This window comes from Psychrobacter sp. CLB018 (assembly GCF_041222815.1).
Lineage (GTDB): Bacteria > Pseudomonadota > Gammaproteobacteria > Pseudomonadales > Moraxellaceae > Psychrobacter > Psychrobacter faecalis.
Genome location: NZ_CP166085.1, coordinates 2,388,275 through 2,400,388, shown reverse-complemented (window position 1 = coordinate 2,400,388; position 12,114 = coordinate 2,388,275). Strand labels below are relative to the sequence as shown.

The following is a 12,114-nucleotide window of genomic DNA, read 5'->3' as shown; positions in this document are numbered from 1 at the left end:
AAAATATAGCACAGGGTTTTGACCAGATTGTTTTTTATTATTACCAAAAAAAGCCGCCCATCATGACGATGAGCGGCTTTTTGATTTATAAGACTGGATTAGTAACTAATCAGATTAGTTATGCAGCGCCTTGCTTGAGGTTTTATCAACCGTCACTTTCGCAGGCTTAAGCGGCACTGGCATACTCACCAATGCTACTTTTAATATCTCATCAATCGTGGCCACTGGTTGAATGGTTAAGCCAGCTTTGACGTTCTCAGGGATATCAGCCAAGTCGCGCTCGTTGGTCGCTGGAATCAACACATGCTTGATACCACCGCGATGCGCAGCAAGTAGCTTCTCTTTTAGACCACCGATGCGTAGGATTTTACCGCGTAAGGTAATCTCGCCTGTCATCGCAATATCTGGACGAATGGCAATGCCAGTTAAGGCAGAGACCAGCGCTGTCGTGAGCGCACCACCAGCCGATGGACCATCTTTCGGAGTCGCGCCTTCAGGCATATGTACGTGGACGTCAGTGGTTTTAAAGGTCTCGTAATCAATCCCTAAGCTGTCACCGCGAGCACGTACTACGCTCATGGCAGCACGAATCGACTCTTTCATTACATCGCCGAGTGACCCTGTAAAGCTCAGCTCGCCTTTACCTTTCATCGCCACCGCTTCGATGGTTAATAGCTCGCCACCGACTTGTGTCCAAGCAAGCCCAGTCACACGACCAATCTCAGGCTCTTCTTCTGCTAGACCGTAGTCATACTGATGCACACCTAAATAGTTACCGATGTTTTTGTCATCGACCACGATTAGCTGACGTTCGGCTTTTTTCGGAGCGCGTGCACCATGGGTTTCAACTGAGCCGCGAACCACTTTGCGGCAGATTTTATTGACTTCACGCTCAAGGTTACGCACACCAGCTTCACGCGTATAGCTACGCACGATGCTATGTAATGCCGCTTCAACGATTTCAATTTCGCCTTCTTTAAGGCCATTATTTTTAATCGCTTTCGGCACGAGATATTTCTGCGCGATATTGACCTTTTCTTCTTCGGTATAACCCGGTAGACGAATGACTTCCATACGGTCAAGCAGGGCAGGTGGAATATCCATGCTGTTGGCAGTACAGATAAACATCACTTGTGATAAGTCTAAGTCCATATCCAAATAATGGTCGTTAAAGGTATCGTTCTGTGATGGATCTAGCACTTCAAGCAACGCTGACGCTGGATCGCCGCGGAAGTCTTGCGCCATCTTATCGATTTCATCCAATAAAAATAGCGGGTTTTTAACTTCGACTTTCGCTAATGACTGCACGATTTTACCCGGCATCGCGCCGATATAAGTACGGCGATGACCACGGATTTCCGCTTCATCACGGACGCCACCAAGTGCCATACGCACAAACTTACGACCCGTGGCGCGCGCAATTGACTCACCCAACGAGGTCTTACCGACACCCGGAGGACCGACTAAACAAAGAATCGGACCGCGCAGTTTTTTCACCCGCGATTGTACCGCAAGGTATTCTAGGATGCGGTCTTTCACATCTTGCAAGCCATAATGGTCTTCGTCTAAGACGGTTTTCGCTTTATCTAAATTGATAGACACTTTGGTCGTCGCATTCCACGGCGTATCCAAAATCCATTCAATATAATTGCGCACCACTGATGATTCACTCGATGCAGGCGGCATCATTTTAAGTTTTTTCAGCTCTTGCTCGGCTTTTTTGCGCACATCTTCTGGCAAGTCAGCATCTTCTAAACGCTGCTCAAGCTCAGCCACGTCGTCTTCATCGAACGCGCCGTCATTCATATCTGACAGCTCGTTTTTGATGGCTTTCATCTTCTCATTTAAGAAGTACTCGCGCTGATTGTCTTCCATTTGCTGACGAACGGCATCTTGGATATCTTGCTCGATATTTTGCTCAGCGCTTTGTTTAACGAGATATTCGGTCAAGGTATTGATGTGGGTTTTGATATCGTCTTCTTCTAAGAACGACTGCTTAATATCCAAATCCATCGACACACGGGTTGAGATGAAATACACCAGCTCAAGCAAATCATCGATGCGTTTTGCCACGCGAGTTAGCTCACGAGCATTACGCAGACGAGCATCGGCATAGCCTTCAAATAACGTCGTTAAGGCTTGAATGGTGTTTTTTTGTTGGCTCTCACTCATGCTGATATCGAGATCAGCACGCGTAAAGCTTGCCATCAATAGCTCGTCGTGATTTTCAATATTATCAACGCGCGCACGGTATTGACCTTCGATCAATACTTTGATGCAATTTTCATCGCTATCATGCGGCATAGTGCTGACGATGCGGCACACCGTTCCGTACTGATACAAGTTATCTTGATCAATATCTTCAGTTAGCGAGTCTTTTTGCGCCACGACCAATACTTTATTGCCATACTCAGCTTGTGCCAATTCCACGGCTTTTACCGACGGCGCACGGCCGACAAATAAGGCAATTTGCATATGCGGATAAACAACCACATCACGCAATGCTAGTAGCGGCAGATAACTCTCTTCGCCATCTTTTGCCTTAACGTTTTCAGCTTCGATGTCTGCAGCGCTGTCCTGAATAGTTTCAGACGCCGAGACGTTTTCTAAGGTATCGTCAGATGAAGTGTTTAGCGCCTTATCATCAGCAACGTTAGATGAAACGTCGACATCGATGTCGATATTGTCTTGGGCAATTTTATGTTCACTCATATATTCTTCCTCGTTCACCAGACTTGTAAAGTCAAGTTAGTGGTTCATGTTTAGATAAATGGTGTTGCTAAATGAAATTGCAAGGCTATATGACGAGCAGTCATGACAATATTGTGTCTTTATTTGCAGGGTCGCTCTTGTCTGCTAAGTTTTGCGCGTGGGATTTATAGCTAAAATCAGGTAAAATGACGCGCGTCTTAACCGCTCCGTTCAAATAGTAATGGTATAAATTGAAGTGTGGGTTAAAACGCGAGGGCGTAATAAATAGGTCGGCAATGTGATAATAGCGTGCCAATAGTCAATAGCGGACCAAAAAACATAAGGTAAGGGGCGAGAATATGACCATCAATGCGGTGCTACTAGCGGTAGTCATCATGCTAGGCCTGTCTTTGGCGCGGGTACACGTGGTACTCAGTTTATTAATCGGGGCGCTGGCAGGTGGGTTGATTGCGGGTCTTGGTATGACCGATACCTTGAATGCCTTTCAAGAAGGTATCCGTAATGGCGCGCAAATTGCGTTGTCTTATGCCTTATTGGGCGCTTTTGCAGTGGCGATTGCACATTCGGGTTTGCCGCAGTCTTTGGCAGGGGCGGTGATTAAACGCATTGATGCTGGCGGGGCAGGTATAGGTACAGGTGGCATGATTAAATACATGCTGTTTGCAGGGCTCGTCACCATGAGCTGCTTTAGCCAAAACTTAATCCCGATTCATATCGCCTTTATTCCACTGCTTGTACCGCCTTTATTGCTTGCCTTTAACCGCATGCAAATCGATAGACGCCTGATTGCCTGTCTGATTACTTTTGGTCTGGTGACCACGTATATGTTTATCCCTTATGGCTTTGGCGATATTTACCTCAATCAAATCATGCTTAAAAACGTCGGTGAAGCCGGCATTGATGTATCGAATATTTCGGTCACCAAAGCTATGGCGATTCCGGCACTTGGTATGCTTGTTGGTTTGCTAGTGGCGGTATTTATAAGCTATCGTAAGCCGCGTCAGTATGCCCAATTAGCCATTGATAAAGAGGCTCGCGATGCAGTAGTAGAAAAAGACGCGTTAAGCAAAACAGCTGCCGACGCCCAAACGCAAAGTAAAATGAAAACCATCGTCGCGCTGATTGCTATTGTGACGGCGTTTGTGGTTCAGCTCTATACCGATTCATTATTACTCGGCTCAATGTTTGGTTTTGGCGTCTTCATGGCAACCGGCGTGGTCAAATGGCGTGACGCCGATACGGTCTTTAATGATGGTATCAAGCTGATGGCGATGATTGGCTTTATTATGATTACTGCCCAAGGCTTTGCCGAAGTGATGAAAGCGACTGAGCAAATACAGCCGTTGGTTGATGGCGCGGCGTCATTGTTTGCGGGTAATAAAGCGATGGCTGCATTTATTATGCTACTCATTGGCTTGATTGTGACCATGGGTATTGGTTCGTCATTCTCGACCATCCCTATTTTGGCGGCGATTTATGTACCATTATGTATCTCTTTAGGGTTTTCACCTTTAGCAACCGTGGCGATTATTGGTACAGCTGGCGCGCTTGGCGATGCCGGTTCGCCAGCGTCAGACTCGACGCTTGGACCAACCTCTGGTCTAAACGTTGATGGCCAGCACGACCATATCAAAGATAGTGTGGTACCAACCTTTATCCATTACAATATTCCGTTATTGGTATTTGGTTGGATTGCAGCGATGGTGTTGTAAAGCTATCAAAGTTAAGTAGAGTTTGGTGTAAGTTGGGTTTTTAACCCAGCTTTAAAATATCAATTACCTTGTTATTAAACTGATTCTCTACGAAAAAATCGCCTTAAAAAAAATAAACAGACCTGCCGAAAGCAAAGCAATAAAAATAGTAAAGATGACAGGAATGTCCAAAAAATCATCCCACCTAATGACGGCGGTGCATGCATCGCCATCATACCGAAACCAAATAAAAATAAAATGCTAGTCAACAGCATAGCGAAGAACTTCCAGCGACTATCCATATATACATCCATAGTTACCAGTAGGCTTAAGTGAAACAGCATCGCCATTATTAATATAACGACTAATTCTATAGGATAGGGATGCGGAGGAGGAATATTCTGAACGTGAAGTAAATAGGGATTTGTGCTAAAACCTAACGTGATAATAAGACCGACGAAAATGATCCACAAGATAGTAAAAACTACCCTTAGTGGTTTTGAGCAAAAGTAGCTCATTGTTGTCTTTATAAATCCTTTATGGGTCTTTATTTTTATCTTCAAAATCCTCAATCTTACCACTTAGACTAGCCAAAAAAGCATCACTGTCAGCCAGTAATTCATTTAAGCGTTTCTTATTAACCACCTTTGCTAATTCGTCGGAGTTAAAGGCTTGTTCTTGACTGTAGTAGAGCTTCTCTCTAGCGTCATCATTTCCCAATGCTCGTAAGTACGTATCAACACTATCAGCGCTAGATGCTTTGTCATAGCGGCTTGTAATCTGATTTCGTTTAAACCACCTCAAGCCACTTGGTGTTATCAAACCATCTAAAGGCACATCCCACGCTTGGCGCTCAAGCTGCTCAACCACTTGAAAATCATAGCACCAACCAATTTTCAATGGTTTTTTTAACCCTGCCTGATGGCTTTTACCAAGGGTTGTATCATAAAATCCACCACCCATGCCCATACGATTGCCGCTTTTATCAACCGCCACGAGCGGACAGATAATCACATCTAATTCGTGTGCCCAAAGTAACCTGCGATGGTGATTTTGCTTCATCCCTAAGCTATGAATGCGTGTCGGTATATTTAATAGTTTCGACTGATAAATAGGCACAAAGCGCAGACGTTTATCATCATTACCATTTCTAGTACGACCGAGCGAACCAACCACAGGCAGATAAGGCAAATAGCCTAAGCGTTGACACCAGTCCAACAGTGGCTGAGTGGGTAGCTCGCCAAAGCCATCATAATATAAGCCAATCTTTGCATGCGGCGGTAAGCGTTGTTGCAATTTAATTAAATGTAAGCTTGCCATGCGCGCATATTGTCTACGCTCGCCAGCTGTTAATTGCCGACGCTGGCGGGTAAATTGTCGTCTGGGTGGATTAGCCAGGCTATCAGCGACTTTAACCTCCTTTTTAGAGCGAGCGTCATCAGCCGATAACTGAGATAAAGAATCAGATAATGCAGTAGCAGAATGTTGTTGGCCGGTGTTTTTAGACATCAGTTAGCCTCACGGACTTGGAGAAATTTGTGATAAGTCATGCTATCATAACGCCACTTTACATCGTATTTTCCTTTATGTGCAGCGTGTGTTGCACTTTTTTCAAAGCAGCTATACAACAAACCATCAAAGAGGGTAGTTATGTCGACACAGAATCAGGCAACTCGTACCGAAAAAGATACCATGGGCAACGTGGAAGTCCCAGCTGACGCTTATTGGGGTGCGCAAACTCAGCGTAGTCGCGAGAACTTTAAAATCGGTGGCGAAACGTTGCCACGTCCGATGATTGAAGCAATGGCGCTAGTGAAAAAAGCCGCTGCCATTACCAATGCTAGCCTTGAGCGTATCGAAGGCGATAAGCGCGATTTAATCGTGCAAGCTGCTGATGAAGTTATCAACGGTGGTTTAACGGATCAGTTCCCACTCGTAGTATGGCAGACAGGTTCTGGTACCCAGTCAAACATGAACATGAACGAAGTATTGGCAAATCGTGCCAACGAAATCGCAGGGAACGCGCGCGGCAGCTACACGCCGATTCACCCGAATGACCATGTTAACCATGCACAGTCTACCAACGACAGCTTCCCAACCGCGATTCGTGTGGCGGCTGCCCGTCAGATTAACAGCTTGCTTATCCCAGCGGTAAAAGCACTACGCGATACGCTAGATGCCAAAGCCAAAGAATTCGATAGTATCGTTAAAATCGGTCGTACGCATTTGCAAGACGCGACGCCTTTGACTCTAGGTCAAGAATTTAGCGGTTATGTCAGCCAACTTGACCATTCATTAACTCGTATCGATAACGCGCTACAAGGTCTATATGAATTGCCACTAGGCGGCACAGCGGTTGGTACAGGTCTAAACGCTCACCCTGATTATGCGGTAAAAGCTGCTGAGCAATTGGCTGAATTAACAGGCTTACCGTTTGTCACCTCACCAAATAAATTTGAAGCACTAGCCGCTCGTGATGCCGAAGTGTTTGCTTCAGGCGCACTCAAAACGCTAGCTGGCAGCCTAAATAAAATCGCTAATGACGTCCGTTGGTTGGCATCAGGTCCTCGCTGTGGTTTGGGCGAATTGACGATTCCAGAAAATGAGCCAGGCTCATCTATCATGCCGGGTAAAGTAAACCCAACTCAGTCAGAAGCAATGACCATGGTCGTCGCTCAAGTCATGGGTAACGATGTCACTATCAGCATGGCTGGCGCGTCAGGTAACTTTGAGCTTAACGTTTATAAGCCAGTGATTGCCTTTAATTTATTGCAATCTATCAAGCTATTGGGTGACGCTTGCAACAGCTTTAACGAAAATTGTGCGGTTGGTATCGAGCCAGTCAAAGACAAAATCGATGACTTCTTGCATAATTCATTAATGCTAGTGACTGCTTTGAACCGTCATGTTGGTTATGAAAACGCAGCAAAAATCGCTAAGACTGCTTATAAAGAAAACAAAACTTTGAAGCAAGTGGCGGTTGAATTGGAGCTGTTAACTGAAGCGCAGTTTGATGAGTGGGTAACCCCTGCGGATATGGTGCATCCTTCTTAATTTAGATTTTTTTGGGTAAATAAAAGATCTTGTCATGTAATGTGGCAAGGTCTTTTTTATGCTGTAAACTTATATTTAGGTTACTAAATTTTGAGTGATTTAATACTCTTATACTATAGTCTACTGTTAGGCTTTATGAGGAAAGTAGAATGGAAAGTGCATGGATTGGTTTAGCAGGGCTACTAATTGGCGTTTTACTTGGAGAGTATTTTCACAGAAATAAACGGATTGAAATTTACTCTCAAAAAGTGTTTGATAAAAGATTATCTGTTCATGAAGAGCTATATAAAATTTTTCTTGAAAGTAATGAGATGGTATCAGAAGCAATGACAAACTCAACTTTGAACGAAGTATAAAGAAAAAATTTAGTTGGCTCTGTAATACATTCTCTTTGTGCGTTCACGGACAAAAACGGATTCTATTTGAATGATTGTCTTATAGTTCAGGTTGTAACCGCATATATGGGGGCTGAAGACGTTTTAAGTTATGAGGATGAGCTAGGTGCCATATCGGTAAGATCAAAAGTCTATGAATCAGCTAAAATAACAAAGAAGATGATACTTGAGGAGGCTGGTGTTACTGAGGTATTTAAGCATTTCTCTACAATATCAAAATCCAAGCCTAATTCTGCTGTGATCAGGTATTTTAGAAGATTGAGAATTAATAAGATGACAATACAATACTAATAGGGTGCGTCCCATGCACCATTTTTAAGAAATAGCTATACTATCGGTGCGCTAGGCGCACCCTACAATTAAAGTAGAGATAAAAAAAGACCTTGCCACATCAAGCAACAAGGTTTTTTTACCTAAAATTTATTTTTAATTAGAACTTAAAAAGCAATCCAAGCGTCGTTGTTGCATCCGTACGCGAGTCAACCATTGGGCTGTCGTATTGTTCATTTGGCAGATAGCTTAAGCTTTGATTGGCAAATCCTGCCCAGCGCTCATTAAAGTCATAGTTGGCACTGATATTGATATAAGGGTTTAAGCTATTATTTGACTCATAAGCAGCGACGCCTGTCTTCTCTGACTCTTGCGCACTAACGCCATAATAATAGTTATTGTAGTCAGCATCATGATATTCAAAGCCAATGCTTGGATAGACGGTCAGCTTATCTTTAGTGATCTTAGCAAGATAGGTCAAACGCGCTGTATTACCACCACTTTTATCTAAAACGTCAGTCGCGACTTGCAGGCGAAAACCACCCACAGGCGTACGACGCAGATAGGATAGACCGGCAGCGGCTGAGGCTTTACGCTCATCAAGACCTTGCAGCGCGCCAGTTGCATCATCAGGATCGAATTCACTGCCATCGAGCTGAGCATAAGCGGCTAGCTGATTGGTGCCATCATTGATGATATAAGCACCCGCTTGCGCACCGCGTGCATAGATTCTGTTGTTATCATAAAACACACCCGGCAATACTTTTATGTCGGTGCTGTCTTCCAAATCATAAGCCGACTTGACCGCCATGACGTTGACGCCGACACTTAAAATGGCATCTTTATCAGTCGGTAAGTTGTTTTTAAACAGTGCGGCATTAGAGATGCTGGCGACACTAAATAGGGCAGTGGCGGTCAATGCGCTAAGCACAGTGCGCGTCAACGGTTTCGATAGCGCTGATGATTTAAACATGGTTTGCTCTCATAAGTGGGTGGGATAAACGGTAAAAAAAGCATTGAAAAGCATTGATAAATAGAATAATAAATAAGTCTGGCATTTTACTCAATGGCGGCGAGCACTTGTAGTATTTGCTGATGGATATCTTGCCACCACCAGACAAAACCAATACTGATCAGCAGCATGACCAGCCACGGTAGCAATTGCCAAATAAACGTCGATTTGGTCGCTGTTTGTTGTTCGTTAATTTTGCTGTGATTAAGGGCTGCCTGATTAGCATAGCTATCTAAGGGTAAGTTTACAGCAGAGTCGTGATTAAAACTGCTGTTATTATCAAAATTACCCTCATTATCAAAGCGAGGAGCGTGGGTAGAAGTAGGGATAGAAAAATCAGTATCACTACTTGTTGGAGAATTGATATAGGTAGTCTGATAAATGTCTTGAGCTCGGCTAGGTAGATGCTTTAGCGTCGCAGCCAAGCGCTGACGGTAGGCAATGGCAAACGCCAATGCAATCACCAATCCTGTGACCGCGCCGCCAATATGACCGGCATTATCAATCCCCGGTACGGCAAAGCCATATACCAAATTGATGCCCATAATAATGATTAGGCTTTTCAGATTGAGCACCATGCCATTGACTGATATTTTAAACAGCGCGGCTATCAATAGCGCGGCACCGATACCCATGATACCGCCAGACGCGCCCGCTGATAGTCCGGGTTGTCCCGTACCATCTAGGATACCTTGCCACGTGACATAATTGTTCAGTAAATTACCACCGATTGCCGCCAGTAAAAATAACGCCAAAAACTTCGCTGAGCCAAACATCGGCTCGGCGATTTGCCCAAAGAAATACATGGCAAAACCATTAAACAATAAATGCATCAGACCGATGTGCAAAAAGGCACTACTTGCCAAGCGCCATGGTTCATTGTCCATGGTATAAGGCAAAGCATTGGCGCCCCATTTGAGCAATGCTTCGGTCGATGGATTGTTAGCATCGACGCCGCTCAGCACCTGCATGATAAATAAGCCGATAAAGCTTATTAATAGCAAAGTGGTGACGGGCGCGGTTTTTAATAATTGTTGAATGGTCATAAACGCAAACTATCAATAAAAAGTGATGAGTAGAGTATAAAGGCTAGGGTTAAGACGTGTCACCTATAAGCGGGTTATAGTCGATTCAACTGCAAAACGATATAGGGTTGCTAGAATGAATTTTTCGAAGCCTCTGGAGTGCGAAGCACACAGCAAGCAAGGAAAATTTATTCTAGCAGCATGCTATTTTGAACATATCCTTTTTACATCGAACTGAATATATCAATATTTAATAAAGCTGGGTTTTTTAATAAGGACTGGCTTTTTAATAAGCATGAGTTTTAAGATTCTCATAAGTGCCTTTAACCAAAATGTCATCCGTTACTTGATTGATATCGGTATGACCACAAAACGCCATGCTGATATCACACTCGTTATAAATAAGCTCTAGCGCACGGCGCACACCATCTTCACCATAAGCGCCAAGTCCATACAAAAACGCGCGACCAATCATTGTACCATTGGCGCCTACAGCGAGTGCTTTGAGCACATCTTGACCGGAGCGAATACCACTATCGAGCCAAATCTCGATATTGCTATTTTCTGCTCGTACCGCTTGCACGATATCAGCGAGCGCGGCAATGGAAGACAACGCCCCATCGAGCTGACGTCCACCATGGTTTGAAACCACCAACGCATCGGCACCGCTACGGGCAGCCATGATGGCGTCTTCAGGTTCCATGATGCCTTTGATAATGAGCTTGCCGCCCCACATATCTTTAATGCGTGCGACGTCATCCCAGCTTAGCGCCGGGTCAAACTGTTCAGCCGTCCATGCCGATAGCGATGAGATATCCTCGACGTTTTTGGCATGGCCGACGATATTACCAAAGCTATGCCGTTTGGTGCCGAGCATATTCATGCACCATTGTGGCTTGGTCATGAGGTTTAATATATTAGCAAGCGTAGGTTTTGGCGGCGCAGATAGACCGTTTTTGATGTCTTTATGGCGTTGACCGAGGACTTGTAAATCCGCGGTTAAGATAAGTGCGGAACAATTGGCCGCCTTAGCGCGGCGAATCAGATTTGCCATAAACTCTTGGTCGCGCATCACATAGAGCTGAAACCAAAACGGCGCACTAGTGTTTTCTGCGACATCTTCGATAGAGCAGATACTCATGGTTGAAAGCGAGAAGGGCACGCCAAATTTCTCCGCTGCCCGTGCGGCGTGAATCTCACCATCGGCCCACATCATGCCAGTAAAGCCAGTTGGGGCGATAGCAACGGGCATTTTGACTTTTGAGCCTAGCATATCAGTGGCAAGCGAGCGCCCTTCCATATTGACCAGAACCCTTTGGCGCAATTTAATACGGTCAAAGTCGGTTTCATTGTTGCGATAAGTGGTCTCAGTCCATGAGCCCGAATCGACGTAATCATAAAACATGCGTGGTACTTTACGCTCGGCAACACGGCGCAAATCCTCAATTTCCGTTATTTTTTTTAAATCTTTCATAAGTTTCTCATTATTATCATTTTTTACGTTGTCTGTTTTATGACGCTACTAATAATTGCTGCAAATCCAACACTGAAAAAGGATAGTTCAAGCGTTTTGATGGCGTCAGTATCACAGGAATCGTGGTAGCAAACTCCATCATCAGCACCTCATCAAAATCAGCAATATCAACATACTGATAGCGTATCGGCTGCACCGCTTGAAATTGGCTGAGTAGGTGTTCAGCGACGTCACAAAGATGACAGCCAGTCGTCCCGAGTAGCCACCATCTATCCTGATTTTCAGCCGTACCAAGATTGGGATTGGTGGCAATCATGCGTGCCCGTAACATTGCTACTGTATTATTAGCCATATTTACACTCTTATTCTTATATCTATTTATCGCCAAGCGTTAGTTTTAAATTTTTAAAGAAAAATATTCATAGCATTTGGCAGTATTTACATCATAAAGAAATAGGGTAAATAATGACAGCGATTGTGA

Annotated in this window: 9 protein-coding genes; 3 read left to right on the top strand and 6 right to left on the bottom strand. The window is 44.4% G+C overall.

Going from position 1 to position 12,114, the window contains the following annotated elements:
- Positions 1-114: 114 nt before the first annotated feature.
- Positions 115-2,712: an endopeptidase La gene (lon, locus tag AB8P72_RS10135; RefSeq protein ID WP_369957713.1), complete on the bottom strand. Its 2,598-nt coding sequence runs from the start codon at positions 2,710-2,712 to the stop codon at positions 115-117.
- A 338-nt stretch (positions 2,713-3,050) separates the two neighbouring features.
- Between lon and AB8P72_RS10130 the strand changes: the two genes are divergently transcribed.
- Positions 3,051-4,424, top strand: a complete 1,374-nt coding sequence (locus tag AB8P72_RS10130; protein WP_144297012.1) for a Na+/H+ antiporter family protein — start codon at positions 3,051-3,053, stop codon at positions 4,422-4,424.
- 516 nt (positions 4,425-4,940) lie between these two features.
- On the opposite strand, the gene AB8P72_RS10125 is transcribed toward AB8P72_RS10130, so the two are convergent.
- Positions 4,941-5,912, bottom strand: a complete 972-nt coding sequence (locus AB8P72_RS10125; RefSeq protein ID WP_369957712.1) for a 5-formyltetrahydrofolate cyclo-ligase — start codon at positions 5,910-5,912, stop codon at positions 4,941-4,943.
- Positions 5,913-6,053: 141 nt separating this feature from the next.
- Between AB8P72_RS10125 and fumC the strand changes: the two genes are divergently transcribed.
- Both fumC and AB8P72_RS10115 read left to right on the top strand, forming a co-directional pair.
- Positions 6,054-7,457, top strand: a complete 1,404-nt coding sequence (gene fumC / locus AB8P72_RS10120; RefSeq protein WP_191690480.1) for a class II fumarate hydratase — start codon at positions 6,054-6,056, stop codon at positions 7,455-7,457.
- Positions 7,458-7,606: 149 nt separating this feature from the next.
- Entirely contained in the window at positions 7,607-7,813 is a 207-nt protein-coding gene (locus tag AB8P72_RS10115; protein WP_102077659.1) for a hypothetical protein, read from the top strand.
- A gap of 469 nt (positions 7,814-8,282) precedes the next feature.
- On the opposite strand, the gene AB8P72_RS10110 is transcribed toward AB8P72_RS10115, so the two are convergent.
- The 4 genes from AB8P72_RS10110 to AB8P72_RS10095 form a co-directional block, all read right to left on the bottom strand.
- Entirely contained in the window at positions 8,283-9,095 is an 813-nt protein-coding gene (locus tag AB8P72_RS10110) for a MipA/OmpV family protein (RefSeq protein ID WP_369957711.1), read from the bottom strand.
- Between the two features lie 86 nt (positions 9,096-9,181).
- A complete protein-coding gene (locus AB8P72_RS10105; RefSeq protein WP_193032195.1) occupies positions 9,182-10,180 on the bottom strand; it encodes a rhomboid family intramembrane serine protease in 999 nt (332 codons plus the stop codon).
- A gap of 265 nt (positions 10,181-10,445) precedes the next feature.
- The gene (locus tag AB8P72_RS10100) at positions 10,446-11,633 is read right to left on the bottom strand and encodes an alpha-hydroxy acid oxidase (RefSeq protein ID WP_102077663.1); all 1,188 of its coding nucleotides are present in this window, start codon (positions 11,631-11,633) and stop codon (positions 10,446-10,448) included.
- Positions 11,634-11,670: 37 nt separating this feature from the next.
- A complete protein-coding gene (locus AB8P72_RS10095) occupies positions 11,671-11,985 on the bottom strand; it encodes a glutaredoxin family protein (protein ID WP_369957710.1) in 315 nt (104 codons plus the stop codon).
- Between the last annotated feature and the right edge of the window lie 129 nt (positions 11,986-12,114).